Here is a 26,452-nt window from a genome sequence, read left to right as displayed (position 1 = left end):
GCTCCCGACTGGGGGGCAGCGCCCTCCGTGCCCTGCCAAAGAGCTACCTTATCCTCGTGCTTCTCGCGATCATCGCAGTGGGCTATTACGTCTCCGACGACTTCCTGACGTTCCGCAATGCCGAGAACGTGATCACGGCCGCCTCGATCGTCGTCGTGTTGGCGATCGGCCAATACTTTGTCATCCTGACGGGCGGAATTGACCTCTCCGTAGGCTCGATCCTCGCCATGTCCACGGTTATTACGGCACTGACCTTGCAGGCCGGGATGCCCGCCGGCGCCTCCGTCGTTTTCGTGCTTGCCTGCTGTGCTGCGGCTGGACTGATCAACGGCATCCTGGTCGTTTGGCTGAACATTCCCCCGTTCATAGCGACGCTCGCCATGATGAGCGCCGTCAAGGGCTTCAGCTACATCATCCAGTCAACAAGCCTGATCGAGATCAAGGACCAGTGGATCATTGAGACCTTCTCCCGCGGCAGCTTCCTCGGCATCCGCAACCCCGTCCTGATCTTCATCATTGTGGCCGTAATCGCGGCCCTGGTGGCCAAATACACGACGTTCGGCCGCTCACTCTATGCGATTGGCGGCAACCCTGAAGCCTCAAGGCTTTCGGGCCTGCCGGTCGCGAGGAACCTGATCATCACCTACACCATCTCGGGCGTGCTCGCCGGGCTTGCAGGCCTCATCGCCGCCTCCCAGCTGCGGCAGGGAAGCTCGCTCATCGGCGTAGGTTACGAGCTCGACGCCATCGCGGCCGTCGTCGTCGGCGGCGCCTCCCTCATGGGCGGAAAGGGTGACCCCCTGAACGCGGTGATCGGGGTGTTCATCCTTACCACCATCATCAACATCATGAACCTCGTGGGGATCTCCTCCGAGCCGCAGCTTGTCATCAAGGGCGCAGTCATCATCCTCGCCGTTTTCCTCTCCAGCGCAGGAGGCGTCCAGAGGATCTCCGGATTCTTCTCGAAACATTTCCCGCGCACCCGCGCCGCCTGACCGCCGACCCATCGTCTTTCCCATTCAGCTCCAGAAAGCAGGAACCATGTCCATTCGCCCCTTCGGCCGCACCGGCCTGTCCGTCTCCGATATCTGTGTCGGCACCAGTGCGCTCGGCAGCTTTCCCGCCCAATACGGTTACGAGGTCGATGAAGACACCGCCGTCGCCACTATCCACCGCGTCTTCGACGGGCCCTTTACCTTCATTGATACGTCGAATGAGTACGGCGGGGGTGCAAGTGAAGAGCGGATTGGCCGTGCCATCGCCGAGCGCGGCGGCACCCCCGATGGATACGTCGTCGCCACGAAGGTCGACCCGCTTCCCGGAAGCGCCGACTTCTCCGGCGACCGCGTCCGCCGGTCCGTCGAGGAGAGCCTTGAGCGCCTCGGCCTGGACAAACTCCAGCTCGTCTACCTGCACGACCCCGAGAAGATCTCCTTTGAGGAGGGGGTGGCCAAGGGAGGGCCGCTGGAAGCCCTCATCGATCTGCGGGACCAGGGTGTTATCCAGTATCTGGGCGTAGCCGGGGGACCGATCGACCTGGAGCTGCAGTACCTGGCGACGGACGCATTCGACGCCGTCATCAGCCACAACCGCTACACCCTGGTTGAACAGACCGCCGAGCCGCTCCTGGAGGATGCGGCCCGCCGTGGAGTCGCCTTCGTCAACGCCGCCCCGTTCGGCGGCGGAATGCTCGTCAAGGGACCGAGGGCCGTCCCGCGGTACTGCTACGCACCGGTGGACCAGGCGACGCTCGACAGGGTCCTGCGCATGGAAGAACTGTGCAGGCAGCATGGCGTCCCGCTCGCCGCAGCTGCCCTGCAATTCTCGGTGCGTGATGAGCGCGTGGCATCCACCATCGTCGGAATGTCCCAGCCGAGCCGGGTCGAGGAGACCCTCCGCCTGCTCAACCACGACATCCCCCAGGAACTCTGGGACCAGCTCCTGCCCCTTGCACGCGAAGGCCGGAACGGCATCGAAGCCGTGACGGTCTGACTGCCGGGCGGGTAGCAGGAATTTACGAAAGGAAATGAAGCAATGACCAGGAAGAAGCAGCCTGAGCCGGTAGATGTGGTCATCGTCGGTGCAGGCGCCGGCGGGGCAACCGCGGCAAAGGTGCTGTCGGAGGCCGGCCTGAAGGTGGTAGGCCTCGAGCGTGGGCCCTGGCTCAAGCCCGAGCACGCCTCAGGGGATGAGCTCAAGTTCCTCAACCGGAACTTCATCTGGCAGGATCCGAAGATCAAACCGCGGACCTACCGCCCAAACGACAAGGTTGAAGCGGAAATCACCAACTTTTCCGCCACGCCGCAGGTCGTCGGCGGCGGCACCACTCACTGGGGCGGCATGGTTCCGCGCATGGCGGAGAGCGATTTCAAGCTGCGCAGCCTGCACGGCGATGTTCCGGGCGCGAGCCTGGTCGACTGGCCCATCTCCTATGACGAACTGGAACCGTACTACACACGCGTTGAGTGGGAATTCGGCACCTCGGGTCTTGCCGGGGCTAACAAGTGGGAAGCATGGCGCAGCCGCGGCTACCCCACCAAGCCGTCACCGCTGAGCCAGATTGGGCGGACCTTCTCCACCGCGATGTCAAAGCTCGGGCACAGCACGTTCCCCATGCCGCAGGGCATGGTCACCGAACCCTACCGGGGACGTCAGCCATTCAGTGAGAACGGCTTCTGGCAGCAGTACCCGGATCCGGGGAACGGCAAGTCATCCACGCTGATCAGCTTCATTCCTGACGCGGTTGCCACCGGGCGCTACGACCTCCGCTCCGACTCCTATGTCAGCGAGATCCTTGTCGGCAAGGACGGCCGAGCCACCGGTGTCCGCTACCAGGACGAGGACGGCGACGAGTTCGTCCAGCACGCGAAAGCCGTGATCGTCTGTGGCGGCGGCATCGAAACCCCACGCCTGCTCCTCATGTCGAAGTCAGGGCTCTTCCCTGACGGACTCGGCAACGGCAACGGCATGGTGGGAAAGAACGCCACCTTCCATCAGTACTCATTCTCGGTCGGCCTGTTCGACCGTGAGGTCAGCGACCCGCTTTACGGGTGGGCGGGCCACTACATGAGCCTGTGTTCATTCGACTTCTACGAGACGGACGAGAGCCGGGGCCACATCCTCGGTTCACTGATTTTCCCGTCAATGATCGGCCACCCGGTGAACTGGAGCTTCCCAGGCCGGCCTACCTGGGGTCAGTCGGCCAAGGACGCTGACCGCGAGTTTTTCAACCACAGCATGAAAATCGGAGTCCTCCTGCACGACCTGCCAGTAGAGGACAACCGGGTGGACCTTGACCCCAACGTAAAGGACGCATGGGGTCTGCCGGTAGCCCGTATTACCCACACGCCTCACTCCAATGACTTTGCCCAGGAACGCTGGCAGGTCGCCAAGAACGGGGAAATCCTCGAGGCCGCGGGGGCCAAGAAGGTCATTCCGGTCAACATGGAACGAATCACGGGCAATACTTCACATGAACTGGGCACCGCCCGTATGGGCAATGATGCGGCGACGTCCGTCGTGGACCGCTGGTGCCGCTCGCACGAGGTACCAAACCTCTACGTCTTTGACGCGAGTTTCTTCCCGACGGCGACAGGCATCAACCCGGCCCTGACGATCATGGCGAACGCCTGGCGGTGCTCTGACCGCATCCTCCAGGTGGACCGCCATGGCTGGTCCGAAAACTGATTCGCACTTCATACAGGACACGAAAGGACAGATGTCATATGGGACAGGCTGAATGGGCTACGGTGCCCATCTCAACACGGGACGTCGACGGGCCGGTCTTTTTCACCGAGCACGAGTGGAATACCATCGAAGCGGCGTCGGCCCGGATTATCCCCACCGATCACCATCCCGGTGCGCGCGAGGCCAAAGTGGTGCGCTTCATTGACCGTATGCTTGCGGGAACGCAGTTCATCTTCCCAGCTGCGGACGGCAACGGGTTCCTCCGGATGGAAGGCCGCGATGAGGCCGCATGGCAGGACCGTATCAAGCAGCGCCGGGAGTTTTACCGCGAGGGCGTCCTGGAGTTGGACCGGCTGGCGAAAGAGCGTGCGGACGTGGAGTTCCTCGAACTTACGGAAGAGGAGCAAGACGCGGTGCTCGAGACGCTGTCGGGCACGGCCAAGCCAAACGCATTCTCACTGGAGCACTCCGAGGTTGGTCTTGGCGGCGCGCCCGCCGGAAACCAACCGGTTAACGAGGACTTCCTGGAGTTCTTCCCACTGCTGGTGCTCAACACCCGCCAGGGTTTTTACGGCGACCCCGTGTATGGCGGCAACGAGAACCGCGTCGGCTGGGGTGTCATCGGCTTCGACGGACCTCCGTCGCTGGCCTCAACCATGGACGGCAGCTACACGACCCGCAAGTACATGGTGGAGGGGGCGGAGTGGCCGTACGACCAGCATCCCGAGGTCCTGCGGTACAGACGCCCGTGACAGCTGGCGCGCCGACCGGCCGCGCATTCCGGAACTCCTCAAGGGAAGCCGGGGATAATGGAGTGGTGTCCACGACTCCCGCACCCTCAGAAGCGCGAAACACTAATGGGCGCGGGGAGCGGTTGGCCTCCAGGTCAAAGGCTCCCCGGATGTCCGATGTTGCCCGGCTCGCCGGGGTGTCCCAGCAGACGGTCTCACGGGTTGTCAGGGGAGCGACCAACGTGGATCCGGACATCCGGCAACGCGTTGAGCACGCAATTGCGCAACTCCGGTACCGCCGGAATCCCGCAGCCGCGGCGCTCGCCAGCAACAGGACCATGACGATCGGTGTTGTCAGCTTCGAACTGTCGGTCCTGGGCCCAACCGTGGCCCTGTACGGTATTTCCGAGGAAGCCCGGCAACATGGCTATGCGACGCGTTTAGTCACCCTTGCCAGTCTCGAGCGCCGGGACATCCGGGCAGCCTTTGAATCCATCAATTCGGACACGGTTGACGGCGTGATCGTGCTTGCGCCCCTGTTGGATGCGATCACGGTCCTTGAGGACCTCGACATCGGTGTCCCGGTGGTGACCTTCCAGCAAGGATCGCACCCGAGCCCGACGAGCGTTTCCGTTGACGAGGTGCGAGGTGCCCGCATGGTGGTGCGCCACTTGCTGGACCTCGGGCACGAAACAGTGTGGCATGTTCAAGGCCCTCCCGGTTGGATGGCAACATCTGCCCGGGTCCAGGGATGGGCGGAGGAACTGGGGGCGGCTGGGCGCATCGTTCCGACGCCACTCGCAACGGTCGACTGGTCGGCGGCGGAGGGATATCGCGTGGGACGTGAACTCGCCGCCAGGAAGGACGTCACGGCGGTCTTTGCCGCCAACGACCCCTTCGCCCTCGGAGTAATCAAGGCCATGGACGACGCCGGACGCAACGTACCGGGCGACGTCAGCGTTGTGGGATTCGACGACGTCAAGGAAGCACCCTTCTTCCGGCCGGCACTCACAACGGTAAAGCTGGACTTCGAAGCGATCGGCCACATCGCTGTGAGCCGCATCCTGGCCATGATCAAGGAGGAGGCGGAGGGAGACATCCCCCTGCTGGAACCGCGCCTCATACTCCGCGACACCACAGCGGCGCCACATAGCCAGAGCTGACGCCAACCGCGCCTGCCTGCACCCACTTGGGGCGGAACTCAAAGCCATCAGACCCCAACGGCTTTTGCCTTACTCCTAAAAACCAAAGACCTCCGGGTCTTGCAATTCCCTACCTAACCGGAATATTGTGAGTTAGCGCTAACTCAGATACTCAAAGAAGAGAAAAGAGAGAAAAGATAATGGTTGATCCATTTGTAGTTGTTGCGGTTTCGCCGCGGACAATCAATGTGAAGAATCCCGGTGACGGCGTTGCTAACGTTAAGCGCATCAATGAATTCATTGACACGGCAGTTATGGTCGGGGCGTGGGAAGGCTCTCCGGTCAAGCTGGTTGTCCTGCCCGAAATGGCAATCCAGGGCATGATCGCCAACACGCCGGGTAACCGCGAAAAGGAGCGGCACTTTGCCGTTACGATTCCTGGGCCGGAGACGGACGAGCTGGCAAAGAAGGCCGTGGAGCTCAATACCTATATTGCTGCTGAGTTGTACATGGTGAAGGATGAGGACTTCCCGGACCGCCACTTCAATGTCGCCTTTATCATCGATCCGCAGGGCGACATTATCTACAAGCGTTACAAGGCCACCAGTGATGCCTATGAGGGCGGCATGCTTGGCAACATGAACCCGCACGACGTGTGGGACGAGTGGATTGAAAAGAAGGGCAATGGCAATCCGATGGACGCCATTTTCCCTGTCGCCAAGACCGAGATCGGCAACATCGGCTACGCCATCTGCCACGAGGGTGTCTACCCCGAGGTGCCGCGTGGGCTGGCGATGAACGGTGCCGAGATCATTATCCGGGGCACCCTGATCGAGCCGGCTGTGCAGAACGGCATGTGGGAACTGCAGAACCGGGCGCACGCCATGTTCAATTCGGCGTATGTCGTTGCTCCGAACCTGGGGCCTGAAGTCCGTGAGGACGGGAGCATGCAGGACCTGTTTGGTGGTCAGTCCATGATCGTCGGTCCGAGGGGCCAGATCCTGACCAAGCAGCAGGGCTGGACGTCGGGTGACTCGTTCGTCTGCACCACGATCGACATCGAGGCGCTCCGCCGGGCCCGGATGGCGAACGGCCTGTTCAACCAGTTCAAGGACCTGCGCACCGAGCAGTACAGGGTTATTTACGACAACCCGATCTACCCCAAGAACCAGTACCTCGACGCACCTCCCGGTGAGGACTGGCTGGCCCGGGAAGACTCGACCCGGGCTGGCAATATCGAGAAACTCATCGAGCGCGGGGTCCTCACGCCGCCTTCGGGTTACAAGGCCTAGATTGGGGGGTTGGCCGGGGTGTGCTCATCGCGCACCCCGGCCGATTCGTGTCCTGGGTCTGGTGAAGGCGCCTTCCCACGGAGCGGCCGAATACGCTGTCCGAGAACCCGACCAACTTCTCCTCCACAAGGCCGCCCCCGTTCCCACCCGCCGGACGTAAACTGACCTTCGCACCACCCCTTGCGGACACTGTGTCAGGAGCCGCCCATGCTCTGGAAACTGCTTGTTGAATACCTGCGGCCGCACCGCACGCTGCTGGCCGCCGTCGTCATTTTCCAGCTGGCGCAGTCCATCGCGTCCCTGTACCTGCCCACCCTGAACGCGGACATCATCGACGAGGGCGTGGCCAAGGCCAACATCGGCTACATCCTCAGCCTGGGCGGCGTGATGCTGGGAATCACCCTGCTGCAGATCGTCTGTGCCGTGATCGCGGTGTACTTCGCGGCGAAGGCGGCCATGGGCGTGGGCCGGGACCTGCGCGGCGCCATCTTCAAACGCGTGGGGGAGTTCTCCGAGCAGGAGGTCACCAGGTTCGGCGCCCCCAGCCTGATCACCAGGTCCACCAACGACGTCCAGCAGGTCCAGCAGCTGGTCCTCATGTCCGCCACCATGCTGGTCACCGCACCCATGCTTAGTATCGGCGGCGTAATCATGGCGGTGCGGCAGGACGTCCAGCTGTCCTGGCTGATCGCCGTCGCGGTCCCGGTGCTGCTGGTCGCCGTCGGCCTGCTCACCGCCCGGATGGTGCCGCTGTTCCGCAAGATGCAGAAGCGGATCGACACCGTGAACCGCGTCCTCCGCGAGCAGCTCACCGGCATCCGCGTGGTCCGCGCGTTCGTCCGCGAGGACATCGAGACCGCGCGCTTCGCCCAGGCCAACGACGACGTCACGGACACCGCCCTCCGCGCCGGCCGGCTGATGGCGCTCGCGTTCCCGGTGGTGATGCTGGTGCTGAACGTCTCCAGCGTGGCCGTGATCTGGTTCGGCTCGTTCCGCATCCAGGACGGCTCCATGCAGGTGGGCACGCTCATCGCGTTCCTGAGCTACCTGATCCAGATCCTGATGTCCGTCATGATGGCCACGTTCATGGCCGTGATGATCCCGCGCGCCGCCGTCTCCGCGGACCGGATCGGCGAGGTGCTGCGCACTGAGTCGAGCGTCCGCCCGCCACGGAACCCCCTCAGCAGCGAAGTGCGCCGCGGCGAGCTGCAAATGCGCGACGTCGGATTCGCCTACCCGGGTGCCGACCAGCCCGTCCTTTCCGGCATCAGCTTCACCGCAAGGGCGGGGCAGACGACGGCGATCATCGGCAGCACCGGGTCCGGCAAGACCACCCTGGTGAACCTCATGCCCCGGCTGTTCGACGCCACCAGCGGGGCCGTAAGGATGGACGGCGTGGACGTGCGCGAGCTGCACCCGGACCTGCTCTGGGGGCACATCGGCCTGGTCCCGCAGCGGCCCTACCTGTTCAGCGGCACCGTGCGCAGCAACCTGCTCTACGGCAAGCCGGACGCCACCGAGGACGAGCTCTGGACCGCGCTGGAGATCGCCCAGGCCCGGGACTTCGTGGAGCGGATGGACGAAGGCCTGGACGCTCCCATCAGCCAGGGCGGCACCAACGTCTCCGGCGGGCAGCGGCAGCGGCTGGCCATCGCCCGGGCCCTGGTGAAGCGGCCCGAGCTCTACATCTTCGACGATTCGTTCTCCTCGCTGGACACCGGCACCGACGCCCGCCTCCGCCAGGCCCTCAAGCGCAGCACCGCCGGCGCCACGCTGGTGATCATCGCCCAGCGCGTCTCCAGCATCGTGGACGCGGACCAGATCCTGGTGCTCGACGGCGGCAGGATCGTGGGGCGCGGAACGCACAGTGAGCTGCTGGAGACGTCGGAGACGTACCGCGAGATCGTCAGCTCCCAGCTGGCGGCGGAGGAGACGGTATGAGCCGCCAGCCCTCTCCAGCACCCGGCACCAAAGCCGCACCCGCCTCTGCGACCGGCGGCGCCGCCGTCGTACGCATTCCCCGTCCGATGGGCGGGCCGGGACGCGGCGGGCCGTTCGCGGGGATGAACGTCCCGGCGGAGAAGGCGATGAACTTCTGGCCGTCGGCCAAGCGGCTGCTGGGGAAGCTGCGGCCGGAGCGGGCGTGGCTGCTGCTGGTGTTCGTGACGGCGGTGGCCGGGGTGGCGCTCTCGGTGACCGGGCCGCGGCTGCTGGGGGAGGGCACCAACCTGATTTTTGCCGGGGTGGTGTCCCGGGAGCTGCCGGCCGGGGTGAGCAAGGAGCAGCTGATCGCGCAGTTGCGGGCGTCGGGGGAGGGGCAGCGCGCGGACATGCTCAGCGCCATGGACCTGGTGCCGGGGCAGGGGATCGACTTCGCCGCGCTGGGGAACGTGCTGACGTGGGCGCTGGTGCTGTATGTGCTGTCCTCGGCGTTTATGTGGGTGCAGGCGTATGTGCTGAACGGGGTGGTGCAGCGGACGGTGTTCGGGCTGCGCGGGGAGATCGAGGCGAAGATCCACCGGCTGCCGCTGCGGTATTTCGATTCGATCCAGCGCGGCGAGCTGCTGAGCCGGGTGACGAACGATGTGGACAACATCTCCCAAAGCCTGCAGCAGACCATCAGCCAGGCGGTCACGTCCGTGCTGACGGTGCTCGGTGTGCTGGTGATGATGGTGATCCTGTCTCCCACGCTGGCGCTGATCGCGCTGGTGACCATTCCGCTCACGCTGGGGATCACGGCGCTGATCGCCAAGCGCTCGCAGAAGCTGTTTGTGGCGCAGTGGAAGAACACAGGTGAGTTAAATGGGCAGATCGAGGAGACGTACACCGGGCATGCGCTGGTGAAGGTGTTCGGCCGGCAGCGCGAGGTGGAGGAGCGGTTCCGGCAGAAGAACGCGGAGCTGTACGAGGCGAGCTTCGGGGCGCAGTTCATTTCCGGGCTGATCATGCCGGCCATGACGTTCATCGGGAACCTGGTGTACGTGGGGATCGCGGTGGTGGGCGGGCTGCAGGTGGCGTCCGGGGCGATGCAGCTGGGCGACGTACAGGCCTTTATCCAGTACTCGCGGCAGTTCACCATGCCGCTGGCGCAGCTGGGGTCCATGGCGAACGTGCTGCAGTCCGGGGTGGCGTCGGCGGAGCGGGTGTTTGAGCTGCTGGATGAATCTGAGGAGTCTGTGGAGCCGGCGCCGTCTGCCGGGCCGGTGTTTGGGCGGGGGCGGCTGGTGTTTGAGGATGTGTCGTTCTCGTATTCGCCGGACAAGCCGTTGATTTCTTCGTTGTCCTTGGTGGCGGAGCCGGGGCAGACGGTGGCGATTGTCGGGCCGACCGGGGCGGGGAAGACGACGCTGGTGAACCTGATGATGCGGTTCTACGAGTTGGAGGCGGGGCGGATAACGCTCGACGGCGTGGACGTCACCTCGGTGCCGAGACGCGACCTGCGCTCGCGGCTGGGAATGGTGCTGCAGGATACGTGGCTGTTCGGCGGGACCATCCGGGACAACATCGCGTACGGGCGGCCTTCGGCTTCTGAGAACGAGATCCTGGAGGCTGCGCGGGCGACGTACGTGGACCGGTTCGTGCGGTCGCTGCCCGACGGGTATGACACCGTGCTGGACGACGAGGGCGCCAACGTGTCCGCGGGGGAGAAGCAGCTGCTCACGATCGCCCGGGCATTCCTGGCACGGCCCTCGGTGCTGATCCTGGACGAGGCGACGTCCTCCGTGGATACCCGGACTGAGGTGCTGGTGCAGAAGGCGATGAGTGCTTTGCGAAGCGACCGGACTTCTTTTGTCATCGCGCACCGCCTGTCCACCATCCGCGACGCCGATCTCATCTTGGTGATGGAAGCCGGCCAGATCGTAGAGCAGGGCACGCACGCCACACTGCTGGCTGCCGGCGGGGCGTACGCGCGGTTGTACGAGGCCCAGTTCGCAGCGCCGGTGGCGGAGGTTTGACCTGAACCGCGAATACATAGGGCAAGAATGCTATTTAGAGTATGAAGGCAATGAAAGTTCGTTTGCTTCTGAAAGGACACTGGACGGTCATTGGAAGCTAGTGAACGGTGGCAACACTGCCAACTTGACTGAGACCGCGTGTCGGCTAGAGCCTGCCCGGCGTTGATAGGACAATGGCGAAGCCAAGTATGAGTCGTAGTAAGTAATAGGTGACGTCGTCACCGGTAGGAGTGTCCCGGTGGCGACATCACCATCATCCGCGTCTAAGCCTGTAAACCCTGGTGCTAAGTGGTGGAAGGTTGATTTCCACGCCCACAGTCCTGCTTCCTTCGATTTTGGAGCCGAAGAAGGCAAGCGTGCCGCTGCCCCCACGTCTTACCGTGACTGGCTTCTCGCGTATATGAAGAATGGGGTCGACGGCGTCGTCATAACGGATCACAACACACACGAGGGTATCGACAAAGCACGAACCGAACTCGCTGTGATGCGGGAGGAGGAAGTCGAGGATTACCGGGATCTAGTTTTGTTCAGCGGCGTCGAATTCACTGTTGACGGCGGATACCATCTTTTGGGAGTTTTCGACGTTGATACCCCAAGCGATGACATAAACGGCCTTCTGCACGTATGCGGATACTCAGCCGAACGGGGCAGTAGCCTAGGCACCACTAGGATGTCCTTTGCTCAAGTAGTAGAAGAGATCATCAAGAAGGACGGTTTGGCTGTCCCTGCCCACGCAGACGTGACAAAGGGCCTCTTCGGTCACGACCTGCGAAACCAAGATGATCTTGAACAGTCAAAGCATATTGTGGCAGTAGAAGTTATGACTGAAGAGGGCGCCCGTAAAGCCGCCAATCGGGGCTGGGTCAAAGTCCTAGGATCCGATGCTCATCATCTCGATGATGCAGCATGCCCGGAAGGAGTGGAGCCCAAGTACCCCGGAAGTCACTTCACGTGGGTCAAAATGGAAGAACCAAACCTATTCGGCATTAAGCTTGCACTCTCGGACGGAGATCAGTCGGTAGTGCCGGCCAAGATAGGAGATCCCGACCCAAACGACTATTCGCATACTGTTATTGAGTGCGTGGTCGTAGAAAAAGGTAGTGCCCGCGCATGCTACCGATTCGGCCCTTGGATGAACACAGTCATTGGTGGACGTGGGGTCGGAAAATCCACCATCATTGAGCTTGTCAGGCTCGCCATGGGACGTTTCTCTGATTTGCCAATGGAGCTACAGAGCGATGGTGAGTATTTTTCGCCGCTACCAGGCCGAAAGGCGACTTCTCGGTTCTGGGACCAAGATACTCGTGTAGAAGTCCACCTCGCGAGGCTTGGGCGCCAGTACCGCGTCCTGTGGCAGGGTAAAGAACCAGATAATCCCACCATCGAAGTTTTGCACGAGGGAGAGTGGAAGTCGGAGGGCGGAATGCCCCGTGACCGCTTTGCGCTGTTGATCAACAGCCAAAAGCAGATTTACGAGACTGCTCGCGATGCGCAGAGCCTACTGAAGGCTATTGATGATCAGCCTTCCATCGGATACGTCACGTGGAAAGAGACCTTCGATGAACTCTGTGGGCAATACCGTACTCAGCGATCCGAGATCAACGAACTCAAAATCAAGATCGCCTCTGAGGATCGACTCAAGGGGGAGCTCTCTGACGTGCTCGTCGAACTTGAGCACGTCTCAAAGCTGAGGGACTCTCCCGAAACCCATGAGCTTGATCGCCTCATGCAAGAGGAGCAGGAGACTGCCCGAAGTGAATCCATTGCAGTACGCCTTGAGCACACGGTCGCGGCTATGGTCGAGGAGTACAGCGATCTTCAGTCCGAAGACAAGGTGGATGGTGAAGGATCAGCAAAGAGTGACGTATGGGAAGAGGAGCAGACCCGTCGGTCGGACATCCAAAAAGCTTATGCTGCCCTTGTCGCGGCAGCTAAATTGCTTCACAATTCCAGAAAAACTTGGGAAACAGTGGCGGTTAAGTCACCTCGCCGCCAGCGCATTGAGGAGCTGAATCTGCTCCTCAATCCCGTAAACGAAGACGCGGATGAAGCCGACGCAGGCGCAGGGCACCTTCTAGACCCAAACGAAGCCAACACGCGACTGCTTCAGGCGAAGAGCGAACGGGAAGCGGCGCTTGCTGCTATTGGGAAAGCCAAGACGAAACTTGAGCGGCTCAAAGGAGAAGCATCCGAGACACTAGAGACCATCACCAAACATCGCGCAGACTTGACGGCACGTCGAATTGCGCTCGCCGATGCCTTGAGTGGTGATGACCTTAAGCTCCAGGTACTTGCCCAAGCGGATGACTCCATGCTTGAGACGGACCTGCGCCGCTTAGTTCAGAAGTCAACGTCGTTCGATCTCCTTTTCGGTGAGAACGGTTTGCCGTTAGTGCTCGATCATCCATACAAACCGAAACGCGACTCACGAGTTCTCGAACTCAAGAAGATTCTCAAGGAGCTTCGCGCACACGGGGTCGACGCACCATTGTTAAAAAATCACTCAACGGTTGTCGTCGATCAGAGGTTCTTCGCGCATTTGAAATCGATCGACGAACACGCCTACCAGACAGAAGTCGACCTCTGGTTTCCTGAAGACCGGCTTAGGGTCCGATACCGGCAGGACGGAACCGGCGGTCTTCGCGAGATTGATCAAGGTTCCCCAGGCGAAAAGACGGCAGCGCTACTCGCAGTCGTCCTGCAGCTGAGTAACGATCCCCTGCTGCTGGACCAGCCAGAAGATGATCTGGACAACAAGCTTATTTACGACCTTGTGGTTACAACACTCAAGCGCATCAAGACGGGACGACTGTCAGCGACGGTCGAAAACTGAGCCATTTCGTGGGTTGAAAAGTGAGCCACGTTGACGTTGGTTATTCTGCCGTATTTTCCGGTCTTGTCGAGGGCAGCGATTCCGTCTGTGCATGTTTGAGTCGGTAGCTGGAGCCTTTGAGGGTGACGACTTCGGCGTGGTGGACGATGCGGTCGATCATGGCGGAGGCGACAACCTGGTCGCCGAACACGTCTCCCCAGCGGGCGAATGGCAGGTTCGAGGTCAGGATCAGCGAGGCGTGCTCGTAGCGTGAGGAGACGAGCTGGAAGAACAGGTTCGCGGCATCCTGTTCGAATGGAATGTAGCCGACTTCATCGACGATGATCAGCCCGTAGCGGCGCAGCCTGACCAGTTCCTGCGGCAGCCGCGCACTCTGATGCGCAGCCTGAAGTCGGGCGACCCAGTCGATGGCAGTCGCGAACAGGACCCGGTGTCCCAGCTGGGTGGCCCGCAGCCCCAGCCCGGTCGCGAGATGGGTTTTCCCGGTTCCGGGCGGGCCGAGCAGGACGATGTTGGAGGCTTCGGTGAGGAACGCACCGGTGGCCAGGTGCGCGATGGTGTCGCGTTTGAGGCCGGGCTGATGGTCGAAGCTGAAGTCCTCGAGGGATTTGCGGGCAGGGAACCCGGCAGCCCGGGCACGCATCTCGGCTCCGGAGGCTTCTCTGGCGGCGACTTCCCGGGACAGGACCGCGGCGAGGTATTCCTCATGGGTCCAGCCGGCCTCGCGGGCCTGATCCGCGAGCCTGGCTGCCGCTTCCCGGATCCGTGGCGCCTTCATCGCCCGGGAGTAGTACTCGATCTGCCCAGCAATTTCCTTCGCTTCAGCCATCACGCGACCTGCCCATCATCGAGCACGACACCGAACGCCCGGTCGTAGTCAGCCAGGTCCCGCAGCCCCGCCGTATCCGTTGGAGGTGCAGGGTTTTGGAAGGCTTTACGCATCGTCCGGGCAGCCTCGACGTGGTCCGAATCAGTGACCGTCAGGCCGGCGCCCCAGGACCGGGGATGGCATCCGACGCAGCGGCCGTCCAGGCTGATGGTGACCGTTTCCAGGTCCGCCGTGACGTCGACGAACCTGCCGATCGCCTGCGGGTGCACGGAGTAGTCGTTGGATCCCATCCGGACGTAGTAGTCCCGCGGCAGCCTGACCCTGGTGGCGAATCCGGTCACGGGCGGAACCGGCGGCAGCCCCAGCATCGCCGCTTTGTCCTGTCGGATCAGCTCCGCAGGCCGGGCACCGGTCCGTCGGACCATCCGGTTGTTCGCCTTGGGCAGCCACTGGCTGAGCTGGGCGTTGAAATCCTCCGGTGAGGCGAAGGTCCGGCCGGGCAGGAACGAGGTTTCCAGGAACTGGTTGGCCCGCTCCACCACGCCCTTGCTCTCCGGATCGTAGGGTTTGACCTGCACGATCCTGGTCGCGAGGACCCCGGCGAACGCCGCAACGCCGGCGGCGTAACTGTTCCGCCGCCCGATGCCGGTTTCGTTGTCCCAGATCAGCCGCCGAGGCACCGCGCCCAGGGATCCGATCAGCTCCCACATCCCGGCCAGCAAATCCCCGGTCATCCGCGACGGGATCATCCGGGCCATGATGAACCGTGAGTGCGAGGACACCATAACCAGCACCGGCAGAACCCTTGGCTTCTCGGACCCGACCGGTATCCGCACCTCCGGGAACCACAAATCGCACTGCGCCTGATCGCCCGGTTCGTAACTGATCCGGTCCGCGGGATCCGCTGGAGCAAACTCCGGCCGAATCCTGGCCACGTTCTCCCGGAACCACGCCGGAGACCCGGACCAGCCCACACGCTCCGCCAGCACCGTCGCTGGAATCCGCGGATTCTCCCTCAGCAGCGCACGGATGGCCGGTTCCACCGTCTTGATCCCGGAGTCCTGCGGCGCACGCACATAAGTCGGCGGACCGTCGGCGCTGACCGCTTTCGCAACGGTGTTCCGGGAAATACCCAGCCGCGCCGCTATCGACCTCATCGACTCACCCTCGGCAAGATGCAACCGCCGAATAAGCGCCCAATCCTCCACTGTGATCACCCACCCAATCGTTTGGAACGGGTGGCTCAGTTTTCAACCGTCACTATGGCTCAGTTTTCGACCGTCACCGACAACGACAGGTAATAGTCGTCACTCACAATGCCAACGTCGTTGTAAATGCCGACGCCGAGCATGTAACAGTATTGCGCCATGGGACGATCCCGGACATTGAATCGCATGGATCAATTCAAAGGGCTGAAATTAAACGAGCCATATGCCTGATCATGGAAGGTGGTGAACCAGCTTTCGAGGCTCGTTATAAGCGGCTGATGGGCCAACGGTCGGGATGGTGAAGGGGAGAATGTTCAGCGTCAGACTCGCTGCTGCCCACTATCTCGATCAATGCCGCGATTGTCTTGGTAGATGTACAGGCTCGGCTGGTGTTTTGATTACCGACCGGAGAGGGGGATGAATGCTTGTTGCCTTATGGACGAGATTCGTGAGGGCCTGTTCTGAAGGAGTCGTTGCATAACTGCTGGGTTACTGCCCTCCTTTTGGTTGCCAGCCTACTCCAATAGAAGTCTTGAGGAGATTCCTTTTGCGCGCGTTATTAACGCGGGAGCAAGTAAAAAACGGGCATGAACAGTAGTTATAGTTTTACTCAATCCCCTAAACCTCGGCGACGTCGCTCCGCTTCTTGGTCCAGCATGTGCGCGTCGCGTTCGTAAGATTCGGCAAGATCGCCCAAGATTCGCTTTATACGAGGCCACTCGGTGCTATTCTGTGCGTTCTCGCGCCAAGATTTCACGAGTTCCCATTCCTGAATTCCGCCGTCCATCATGCCGCGGCTGCTGACTCCTCGCTTGTTATAGAGGCCTCTCCTCAAGCCGGCGTCAAGGCGCTCACTTCCTACCTCCTGAACGATTGCGCGAACCGCCCGAGGAGGAAACACACCGTCGGTATCTGCCGCCGCATAGGCCATCACTTGACCAATGTGTTCATCACCAGGACCAAGGCGTCCGACGGATGCTAAATTGTCACGTGCCCCCTTGACCCACTCACGAAGCTCTCCCTCATCTACACCCTCGGTGGTCGCCGCGGGGCAACGGCGCCATGAATTTAGTACATCAAAGGCGTGACGCGCGAGAGCACGTCGCCGATCTTCAGACAAGTCGGTCAGCCTGGTGTCGTTTTCTTCGTCAGCATCGTCTCGCCTGTAGGTATACGAAACGAGCTCAGCAAAAAAAGCCGGATCTTCCGAAAGAGCGGCGTGGAGGGTGGGTACCTTCGGATCGAACCCGAGTATCGGGAAGAATTGCCATTCGATATGAACAACGCGCTGACGCCCCACGGTGTCCCGGTGGCTCGCCAGCAGTGCGAAGAGACTCTTGAACGTGTATCGGCGAAGACGTTTAAATTCTGGGTCATCAAGTCCTTCCGCCAGAAGGGCTTCCGCCGCCTTAGCTGCAACATCAGCCCCCTCAACCGTGTCAATTTCCTTGGAATACAACATCAGGAAATCAATCGCCGCAGCGTTTCTACCCACTTCGATGAGTGACGCTGCGACCGCTAACACGTGCTCAAAAGTAAGCCCGAGTCCCCAGTATCTGAACTCCTTCCAGTAGTTTTCACGAACTTCGCCGCTTAATTGATCGAGTCTTTCCCACGCAAGCGTCGGATCGTCCAGTTCATTTAAGACTTTTGACTGGACGTGAAGGTCACCGGTTGCAGTCAGGAGGGCGTCCAACAATCCTTCTTGGGCTCTCAAGCGTTGTGCTAGGTAGGCCAACGCCACATCGACTTTTGGTGTGGCGCCTAGGCCGAGCCAGTCAATCATCTCGTTGTCCAAAGCAGTGGTGTGACTAGCCAATGCTGTGCCCACGCTGCGTGGGAAGGCAGTCTTAGCGGCCAACGTAGCTACTGCGTCGAGACCTCCTTCGTCTAAGATAAGGGCGATCGCTTCGTTTCGCATACGGGCCAAAGTGGCCTGATGAGCCTTAGGGTCATCATGGGTGGACCTGTCACCCAAAACCACCCAGTCCGATTCGAACAACCAAGCATTGGCCGTAACCGGCTCAACTGGTCGGATTGTCTCGGCTGCCTGTAAAAGCGATTGCAACTGCTCCTCAGGTAGCGTCCATTCTGCACTGCCATACTCTCGATGGTCGGCAATTTTGGAACGAATTGCTTCGAACACCTTGGCAAGACTCGCTTTGTCGGTTATTTTCTGCCCCAACACCGCAAGGCTTTGACCGAAGCGTTCCCTGTGTGAGTTTGAGACGATATCAAGCTTGTCGATAAAGGATATATAGCGCTCTGGGTCGTCGTTCAGATTGTCAAGGAGTAGGCCTGCAACGGTATCCAGGGCAGAAGCTCGCTCCTGATTCGTTATCCCGGGTGCCTTTTTCCAGTCCCTATACCGAGGACCGGAATGAACGAGATGCAACGAGGAACCGCGGTCAACTAGGGCGAGCATGAGCTCATTTGCCACAACAGGTTGTTCTTGCTTTATTCGTTCAAGGCACCGCATCCGGTCCTCCAAGCTTGCCGAGGTGTTCGGGTAGATAAAGTTGAAGATCCCGACAAGGCTCTCGCTTGGTCGGTTAGCCCATTCGCCGCCCGGGTCAAGCGAAGCTAGGCGGCTTAGGATTTCTGTCGCATGGTCAAAGTACTCGTTCGACCACGCCAAAGCTTCAAGTGCCCAGAGGAAAGAAGTGTGAGGCGAATCTTGTATGTTTCCAAATTCGTCTCTGCCATTGTCTTGGAACATTTTGGCGTGGAGAGGTTCATCCCCAACAAGTCCTTGACTCATTGCCTGCAAGAACGCATCCGGTGCAGCCTCCGCTAACAGGGGAAGGACGTCCCTCAGAGAACCCCATAATCTGTAAGAGCCATCCTCGTTGCATTGCCGGAAAAGGCTCGATACGACCACTTGGACCCATTGCGTTCCCTTCAAGTTCCCAGGTGCCGACATGACAGCCCCGGTGGCAGAAATGAGGGCCAGGGATTGAGCAAGGGCAGTACGTAAGGTGCCAGAGAATTTCCTCCTCACATTAAGTAGCCCTGCTTTCCATCGCTCTTTACTATCGAGATCAAGCGAAGGGTCCAGCTCACCAAACACTTCCAGAACAGCAACTCTGAACGCATCGATGTCGTCCCGGGTCAGGGCGGCGCCAACCATCGTCCAAGCGTCTTCTGGCGAAAGCACGTGCCAGCTTTCTTCGACGCGGGCAATAAACGGCATCTCGGGTGCCGCCGCCAGAAGAAGTGCTGATTCTTGGATATCGCTGTAAGGCCGAGCTAGGCACTGCTCCACAATGCGGCGATCTTCCGAGGAGTTGCCGTCCCAAGCACCAATTAGTAACAACCGCCGTCGAATGATGTCAGGAGCCATAGCCCAAGTCGGCGTTAGGGTTACAGGATTGAGGGCAATCGCTCTTCGCAACGCCAGAAGGCTGCGGCGCGCAAGCGTGCCGAACGATTGAGCTCTATCGCGAGGCAATGTGGCTGTCGTTAGTTGGGCTTCAACTTCCTCCCCGTCTAGCGGAGGAACTTCTACATCGCCTTGGACACCCGGTAGTGCTACTGCTACAAGCTGATGCGGATGCTTCTGCGGTAGCTCTGCTGCTAGGGACGCATGAGACAAAAGCAAAATAAGTGGTTGGGGTTGTCTTGCCAGCCTCGCCAGGCTTTCCGCGTTTGAGACGAAGAGAGTACGGGCACGTAAGGTAACGGCCTCCGGGGAAGCATCGAAATCAAGACAGGCAGCCACGAATGCTTGGGCCTCTTCCGTCCTGAGCTCGCCGCCCAAGGTCGTCATTCCTTCGCCAGCGGACATCCTCGTCAAGAAATTACTTGCTGCAGACTTCCTCCCAGCCAAAACCACATTCGAGTCCAAGGGGACGCTTGTCGAAGGTAGCCAAGTGTCCTCCCACCATGCTTCGACAGGGCGGACCCCTGGCATGGACTTCCCCAATTGTTCGGCAAGCCAAGCTTCGGTGGCCGGAGCGAACTCTAACCATGCATGGATGCTGTCAAGGTTATAAGCTATGACCTTCTTCCAGCGTCCTTCCCCCGATCTCTGGTTCTGCCAAGTACGGGCTTTCGTCCAGGGGACCAGTATCGCCTGGACGTAGGTGATGTCCTTCGCGCTGACTCCGTCGGGACCCACTATGCGCTTTTCATAGTCGTCGTTAGCTTTAGTTTGGCCCCCTCCGACCGATAACTCCCAAACGGATGTTCCCAGCGGAACGAAGGAGCTAACTTGGCCAGTCGTTACGACACCATCAAAGCCTCCAGCAGCTGTGCCGGAACCGCCCGGCATGTCCAATTCCCTCAAATCTGCGGCAGTTTCGGCAATGAGCCTGCGAACGAGAAGGGGAAAAGTAGTATCAAAGCCAGCTGATCCTGCGGCATGCCGCAAATCATCGCGAGTAATGGACATAAATGTTCGCACTGGGACAGCATAAGTTTCTGGTCATTGCCTGTCACGCACGTAGGTGTTGTGGGCTCGAAAGACATTCTTCATGCCCCTGAAGTAGGATCCTCGTGACATCATGAGCCGCTACAGCGGCGGTACGACCGAACAATCCTTCCCTAGTCACGACCGTAGTCAGCGGCAATTGCCCTTGTCCTTCGTCACCTCCTGCCGATAAGCGGCGCGTACGCAGCCCCTCGCCGCCGTAGTACACGGACACACAGCGCAACGTTGCAGCCGCCACACGTAACCTGTTTAGATGCCTCGTTTTGCGCTTGATATTGAGTCCGTGCCCCGTCCTGCCCGTGCGCAGGAGCTTCTGGACGCAGTGAACCACCGGGTCGTCATTGCCGACGGCGCCATGGGCACCATGCTGCAGGGCCGGGACCTGTCGCTCGAAACGGACTTCCAGAACCTCGAGGGCTGCAACGAGATCCTCAACGACACCCGCCCGGACGTCATCGCGGACATCCACGACGCGTACTTCGCCACGGGCATCGACGCCGTCGAAACCAACACCTTCGGCGCCAACTGGTCCAACCTCTCCGACTACGGCATCGACGACCGCATCGCAGAGCTCGCCCTCAAGGGCGCCAAAATCGCCCGCGAACGCGCCGAGGCAGCCGAAGAAACAGACGGACGCATGCGTTGGGTTCTCGGTTCCATGGGCCCTGGCACCAAGCTCCCCAGCCTCGGCCACACCAGCTATGACTACCTCAAGCAGACCTTCGCCCTTCAGGCAGAGGGCCTCATCGACGGGGGAGCGGACGCCTTTCTCATCGAAACCAGCCAGGACCTCCTGCAGACCAAAGCCGCGGTCAACGGCTGCAAGCAGGCCATCGTGTCCCGCGGCATCCGCCTCCCCATCTTCGTGGAGGTGACGGTCGAGACCACCGGAACCATGCTCATGGGCTCCGAAATCGGCGCCGCACTCACCGCCCTGGAACCGCTCGGCGTCGACGCCATCGGCCTGAACTGCGCCACCGGCCCGGACGAGATGAGCGAGCACCTCCGCCACCTCTCCAAGCAGTCCTCCGTGGCCATCGCCTGCATGCCCAACGCGGGCCTGCCCATCCTGGGCGCCAACGGCGCGCACTACCCGCTCACCCCCACCGAACTCGCCACCGCACACGAGCAGTTCGTCCGCGAATTCGGCCTGGGCCTGGTGGGCGGCTGCTGCGGAACGACGCCGGAACACATGGCCGCCGTCGTCGAACGCCTTGCCCCCTTCCGCACCCGCAAGACGGACGCCGTCAGCAGCGGCCCAGCCCGCGTCCCCACCGAACGCGAGGCCGGCGTCGCCTCCCTCTACCAGCACGTGAACTTCGACCAGGACGCCTCCTACCTCGCCATCGGTGAGCGCACCAACGCCAACGGCTCCAAGGCGTTCCGCCAGGCCATGCTCGAAGAGCGCTGGGACGACTGCGTGGACATCGCCCGCGAGCAGATCCGCGTGGGCGCGCACCTCCTGGACGTCTGCATCGACTATGTAGGGCGCGACGGCGTCGCTGACATCAAGGAGGTCGTCTCGCGTTTCGCGTCGGCCTCCACCCTCCCGCTCGTCATCGACTCCACCGAACCGCCCGTCCTGAAGGCCGGCCTGGAACTCATCGGCGGCCGCCCGGTGGTCAACTCCGTCAACTACGAAGACGGCGACGGCCCGGACAGCCGCTTCGCGCGCATCATGCCGCTCGTCAAGGAACACGGCACCGCCGTGATCGCTTTGACCATCGACGAACAGGGCCAGGCCCGCACCACCGAGGGCAAGGTGGCCATCGCCTCCCGCCTCGTCGACGCCCTGGTGGGCGAATGGGGCATGCGTGTTGAGGACATCATCGTGGACGCCCTGACCTTCCCCGTCGCCACCGGCCAGGAAGAGACCCGCCGCGATGGCATCGAAACCATCGAGGCCATCCGCCAGATCACCGCCAAGTACCCCGGTATCAACACCACGCTCGGCGTCTCCAACGTGTCCTTCGGCCTGAACCCGGCCGCGCGCATCGTCCTGAACTCCGTGTTCCTGCACGAGGCCGTGCAGGCGGGCCTGACCAGCGGCATCATCGACGCCGCCAAGATCGTGCCGCTCGCCTCCCTGCCGGAGGAGCAGCGTAAGGTGGCCCTCGACCTCGTCTGGGACCGCCGCGAATACGACGCCGAGGGCAACACCACCTACGATCCGCTCGCCATCATGCTGGACATGTTCGCCGGCGTCGACACCGCAGCGCTCAAGGACCAGCGCGCCGCCGAACTCGCCGCGCTGCCCACCGGCGCGCGCCTGGAACGCCGCATCATCGACGGCGAAGGCAAGGGCCTCGAAGAGGACCTGGACCTGGCCCGCAGCGAGGGCATGACCCCGCTCGGCATCATCAACGACCACCTGCTCGAAGGCATGAAGGTGGTGGGCGAGCGCTTCGGCGCCGGCGAGATGCAGCTGCCGTTCGTGCTGCAGTCCGCCGAGGTGATGAAGAACGCCGTCGCCCTGCTCGAGCCGCACATGGAGAAGTCGGATTCGTCCGGCAAGGGCACCATGGTGATCGCCACCGTGCGCGGCGACGTCCACGACATCGGCAAGAACCTGGTGGACATCATCCTCACCAACAACGGCTACAAAGTGGTCAACATCGGCATCAAGCAGGGCATAGCCGAGATCATGGCCGCGGCCGAGGAACACAACGCGGACGTGATCGGCATGTCCGGGCTGCTGGTGAAATCCACCGTGGTGATGAAGGAGAACCTCGCCGAGCTGCAGTCGCGCGGGCTGGCGAAGAAGTGGCCGGTGATCCTCGGCGGCGCTGCCCTGACTCGCGCCTACGTGGAGCAGGACCTGGCCGAACAGTTCGACGGCGTGGTCCGCTACGCCAAGGACGCCTTTGAGGGCCTCGCCCTCATGGAGCCGCTGGTCCGCGTGGCCCGCGGCGAGTCGCCGGACGACGTCGGCCTGCCGCCTTTGAAGAAGCGCATCCACAAGGGCGGCGCCAAGTTCACGGTGACCGAGCCGGAGGCAATGCCCGGCCGGTCCGACGTCGCCACTGACAACCCGGTGCCCGCGCCGCCGTTCTGGGGCACGCGCATCGTCCGCGGCGTCTCGCTCCACGAGTACGCCGCCTTCCTTGACGAGCGTGCCACCTTCATGGGGCAGTGGGGGCTCAAGCCCGGCCGCGGCGAGGACGGCGCCTCCTACGAGGAACTGGTGGAACGCGAGGGCCGGCCGCGCCTGCGCTACTGGCTGGACCGCATCCTCGGCGAGGGCATGCTGGACGCGTCTGTCGCCTACGGCTACTTCCCGGTGGTTTCCGAGGGGGAGCAGGTGGTGGTGCTGCACCACGGGGAGGATCACGACGGCGTCCTCGGCACGCCGGGGCTCCTCGCCCCGGACGGTGGTTCAGGCGGTCCGATCGGCACCGACCGGCTGCGCTTCGACTTCCCGCGGCAGCGCCGCGACCGGCACCTGTGCCTGGCCGACTTCGTGAAGTCGCGCGAGTCCGGGCAGATCGACGTGCTGCCGGTGCAGCTGGTCACCGCTGGCTCGAAGATCGAGGAGTTCACCTCCAAGATGTTCGCCGCCAACCAGTACCGCGACTACTACGAGCTCAACGGCCTGGTCATGCAGCTCACCGAGGCGCTGGCCGAGTTCTGGCATGCCCGGATCCGCAAGGAGCTGGGCTTCGCCGCCGAGGAGCCCAAGGACACGGCAGGGTATTTCAAGCTTGACTACCGCGGTGCCCGGTTCTCGCTCGGCTACCCCGCGTGCCCGGACATGGAGGACCGCCGCAAGGTGACGGAGCTGCTGAAGCCCGAGCGGATGGGCGTGGTTCTGAGCGACGAGCTGATGCTGCACCCCGAACAGTCCACCGACGCGTTCGTGTTCCACCACCCGGAGGCGCAGTACTTCAAGGTGTGATTTGGGTGTCGCGGCCGTGCGCGGGGTGGAGCGCGCCTCCCGGGGCGCGGAAGGGCAGCTGGGCTCTGCCTACCTACAAGCAGGCTCGAGTTCTGGACCTTGATGAGTAGGGGTCTTCGGGTGACTTGCAGGCAGTGACCGGGCAGTGACCGGGCAGTGCCCGAAGGGCGCTTTGGAAGCCACAACGCCAGCACAGATTTTGAGGGGCAGTCTGACGACAGAGTGCCGTGTACTTTCTTATTAGGCAGGCCAATCGACCTCTTTTCGGACAGTGCTGCGCTTTTAGTCGCGCGACCACCATATGATGTCCTCCAGGACCCGCGGGGGGGTGCCTCTATGGTTTTCGTCAAGCGGCTGAGGGTAGCCGGGGTTCGTAGAAGGTGCTGTCCCTGAGCATGGCGTAGAGGGTGTCGCAGCGGCGGCGGGCGAGGGCGATGAGAGCCTGATTGTGGCGTTTGCCTTCTGCTCGTTTCCGGTCGTAGTAGGCCCTCGACAGCGGATCCTTCAAGGCCGCGAAGGCGGAGAGGAACAGGGCTCTTTTGAGAATCTTGTTTCCCTTCCGGGATGGGTGGTCACCGCGGATGGAAGACCCTGATCGCCAGGTCACCGGGGCCAGGCCTGCGTAGGAAGCCAGGTGCCCTGCGGAGGCGAAGTCCTTCCCGACGATCTCGGTGAGGATCCGTGCTGCGGTCCTGACGCCGACCGCCGGGAGCGACGTCAGGACCGGGTGAAGAGGGTGGGCCTCCACGAGGGCTTCAACCTGGGCGAAAACGGTGTCCCGCGATTCGCGGATATCGGCGAGCATCCGCGCCAGTTGGGGCAGCACGATGGTCGCAGCGTTCGTTCCGACCACTGTCACCGTTTGCTGGTCCAGGGCCTCGATGATCTCGCCGGCAAGACGTTCACCCATCCTGGGTGCGAGCTTCTTGAGCCGGTTTCCGATCCTGCGCCGGCCGGCATGGCGGAGGGCTTCGGGGGTCGGCCAGGTCCGCAGCAGATCCAACACGGCAGGGTGGTCCAGGCGCGGGCCGAGGACACGCTCCAGTGCCGGATGGATCTGGGTCAGGAGGCCTCGGATCCGGTTCGATGTCGCGGTGGCCTGTTTGGCCAGGTCGTCGTCGAAGCCGCAGAGCATGGTCAGTTCGGCGAGTTGTTCGTCGGCGATCTGGATGGATCGCAGTGTGTGCGGCATGGTCCGGGCCGCTGCGGCGATGATGAACGCGTCCCTTGCGTCGGTTTTCGCTTCGCCGGGGTGCAGGTCCGCCATCCGGCGCATCGCCAGCCCGGGAAGGTATCCGACGGTGACACCGGCGGCCTGGGCGACCGCGACCGGCAACGCACCGATCGTCGCGGGCTGGTCAACCACGAGCAGGATCCTGCCGTGTTTGTCCAGCGACGCCAGTATTTCGCGCAGCCTGAGCTCGTCGTTGGGTAAAGCCTTGTCGAAGAGCTTCTTCCCGGCCCGGTCCACGGCAACGGCGTGGTGCTCGCCCTTGCCGACGTCCAAGCCGATGAAGACATCAATGCTTTCGTGGTTTCCGATCACCTGTACCTCCCAGTCGCAGCAGCTGATACCTGTGCTGGACTGTCCTCGGTGTCAGAGCCCGGCATCCACGTTACGCACGACGATCCCAAACTGTCCTGCCTCTATTAGCGGTCTCTCCGGCACCTACCGGACCCCGGTGACAACACCCCCCGGATCATTGACGACTGGGGGCGGCAATCATGCCGGGGCCGGCAGGCCAGCACACCCTCATCCTGCAACAGGAACGGGCTACGAAAAAGGTAACGTGGGGGTCGCCGCGGAATAAAGTACGCTGCCAAATAAGAATGGACATGGACAACCGCGGTCGCGGTGGGGTGCTGAAAGATGGATCAAGGAGACTTGCATGCTTGAACGAGCAGGAACACGCGCCTTTCGCTACAACCTTCATGAGGGCTCACCGCTGCAGATGCAGTGGCTTTTCTTCGGTCAGTCAGAACTTCCGGTAGCGGTCCAAATTTGGGAGCTACCACCCGGTGGCTTTGAGGGCATGCATTCACATGGCGAGCCCGGCCGCCCTCTGGAGGAAATATACGTTGTCACAGAGGGCACAGGGCAAATGACCGTCGACGACGAGATTTATTCGCTTGCAGCCGGTGATGCTGTCATGGCCAAGGTGGGGACCCGACATGATCTACGCAATACCGGAAAGGGGCCGCTGAAGGTGCTAGTCGTCTGGGGTGAACCTCGTCCCATCGATTACTCGGACTTCGGATCGGCCAAGATGGCACGGGAGGCAAGAACCGATTTCCCCTAGATAGAACCGGGGATTTGGGCCGCGCATGGGTTGCCATGGCGTCCAGCACAAACACCGTCGCCTGCGCGGTGCTACGGACGAGGGTGCCGCTGATTGCTGAGACTGCTCCCTGCGCTGCCGTAGCATCCGGTCATCCGGCAGAAGCAG

At 61.9% G+C, this 26,452-nt stretch carries 14 protein-coding genes and 2 pseudogenes; 12 read left to right on the top strand and 4 right to left on the bottom strand.

Annotated elements, in window-relative coordinates:
* Positions 1-56: 56 nt before the first annotated feature.
* From ASPHE3_RS17180 to ASPHE3_RS17140, 9 genes are all read left to right on the top strand, one after another.
* On the top strand, positions 57-995 hold the full coding sequence (locus ASPHE3_RS17180) for an ABC transporter permease (protein WP_246084678.1): 939 nt from the start codon (positions 57-59) through the stop codon (positions 993-995).
* A 46-nt stretch (positions 996-1,041) separates the two neighbouring features.
* Entirely contained in the window at positions 1,042-1,992 is a 951-nt protein-coding gene (locus tag ASPHE3_RS17175; RefSeq protein ID WP_013602466.1) for an aldo/keto reductase, read from the top strand.
* A gap of 42 nt (positions 1,993-2,034) precedes the next feature.
* The gene (locus ASPHE3_RS17170) at positions 2,035-3,687 is read left to right on the top strand and encodes a GMC family oxidoreductase (RefSeq protein ID WP_013602465.1); all 1,653 of its coding nucleotides are present in this window, start codon (positions 2,035-2,037) and stop codon (positions 3,685-3,687) included.
* A gap of 38 nt (positions 3,688-3,725) precedes the next feature.
* Positions 3,726-4,439, top strand: coding sequence for a gluconate 2-dehydrogenase subunit 3 family protein (locus ASPHE3_RS17165; RefSeq protein WP_013602464.1), 714 nt, complete (start codon positions 3,726-3,728; stop codon positions 4,437-4,439).
* A 149-nt stretch (positions 4,440-4,588) separates the two neighbouring features.
* On the top strand, positions 4,589-5,581 hold the full coding sequence (locus ASPHE3_RS17160; RefSeq protein ID WP_013602463.1) for a LacI family DNA-binding transcriptional regulator: 993 nt from the start codon (positions 4,589-4,591) through the stop codon (positions 5,579-5,581).
* 179 nt (positions 5,582-5,760) lie between these two features.
* Entirely contained in the window at positions 5,761-6,852 is a 1,092-nt protein-coding gene (locus tag ASPHE3_RS17155; RefSeq protein WP_013602462.1) for a nitrilase-related carbon-nitrogen hydrolase, read from the top strand.
* Positions 6,853-7,059: 207 nt separating this feature from the next.
* Positions 7,060-8,793, top strand: a complete 1,734-nt coding sequence (locus ASPHE3_RS17150) for an ABC transporter ATP-binding protein (RefSeq protein WP_013602461.1) — start codon at positions 7,060-7,062, stop codon at positions 8,791-8,793.
* A complete protein-coding gene (locus ASPHE3_RS17145; protein ID WP_013602460.1) occupies positions 8,790-10,808 on the top strand; it encodes an ABC transporter ATP-binding protein in 2,019 nt (672 codons plus the stop codon). Before ASPHE3_RS17150 ends, ASPHE3_RS17145 begins: the two co-directional genes overlap by 4 nt.
* Positions 10,809-11,046: 238 nt before the next feature.
* A complete protein-coding gene (locus ASPHE3_RS17140) occupies positions 11,047-13,641 on the top strand; it encodes a TrlF family AAA-like ATPase (RefSeq protein ID WP_013602459.1) in 2,595 nt (864 codons plus the stop codon).
* 40 nt (positions 13,642-13,681) lie between these two features.
* Here the strand turns inward: ASPHE3_RS17140 and istB are convergent, their stop codons facing one another.
* A complete protein-coding gene (gene istB / locus ASPHE3_RS17135) occupies positions 13,682-14,470 on the bottom strand; it encodes an IS21-like element helper ATPase IstB (RefSeq protein WP_013600137.1) in 789 nt (262 codons plus the stop codon).
* Positions 14,470-15,678 (bottom strand): IS21 family transposase, encoded by a 1,209-nt coding sequence (gene istA / locus ASPHE3_RS17130; protein ID WP_041652583.1) that lies wholly within the window; start codon positions 15,676-15,678, stop codon positions 14,470-14,472. Before istA ends, istB begins: the two co-directional genes overlap by 1 nt.
* 83 nt (positions 15,679-15,761) lie before the next feature.
* On the opposite strand from istA, the pseudogene ASPHE3_RS22960 reads away from it, so the two are divergent.
* Positions 15,762-15,980, top strand: a pseudogene (locus tag ASPHE3_RS22960) (hypothetical protein); the annotation flags it as partial.
* A 308-nt stretch (positions 15,981-16,288) separates the two neighbouring features.
* Here ASPHE3_RS22960 and ASPHE3_RS17125 read toward each other — a convergent pair.
* On the bottom strand, positions 16,289-20,083 hold the full coding sequence (locus tag ASPHE3_RS17125) for a hypothetical protein (RefSeq protein ID WP_148258129.1): 3,795 nt from the start codon (positions 20,081-20,083) through the stop codon (positions 16,289-16,291).
* A gap of 280 nt (positions 20,084-20,363) precedes the next feature.
* Here ASPHE3_RS17125 and metH point away from each other — a divergent pair, with 280 nt between their 5' ends.
* The gene (gene metH / locus ASPHE3_RS17120) at positions 20,364-24,005 is read left to right on the top strand and encodes a methionine synthase (RefSeq protein ID WP_041652324.1); all 3,642 of its coding nucleotides are present in this window, start codon (positions 20,364-20,366) and stop codon (positions 24,003-24,005) included.
* 346 nt (positions 24,006-24,351) lie between these two features.
* Here metH and ASPHE3_RS17115 read toward each other — a convergent pair.
* A pseudogene (locus tag ASPHE3_RS17115) lies at positions 24,352-25,616 on the bottom strand (IS110 family RNA-guided transposase).
* A 278-nt stretch (positions 25,617-25,894) separates the two neighbouring features.
* Between ASPHE3_RS17115 and ASPHE3_RS17110 the strand changes: the two are divergent.
* A complete protein-coding gene (locus ASPHE3_RS17110) occupies positions 25,895-26,305 on the top strand; it encodes a cupin domain-containing protein (protein ID WP_013602455.1) in 411 nt (136 codons plus the stop codon).
* Positions 26,306-26,452 lie beyond the last annotated feature (147 nt).

The organism is Pseudarthrobacter phenanthrenivorans Sphe3 (assembly GCF_000189535.1).
GTDB lineage: Bacteria > Actinomycetota > Actinomycetes > Actinomycetales > Micrococcaceae > Arthrobacter > Arthrobacter phenanthrenivorans.
The sequence above is the reverse complement of the archived record's forward strand: the minus strand, read 5'-3'. Positions and strand labels throughout refer to the sequence as shown.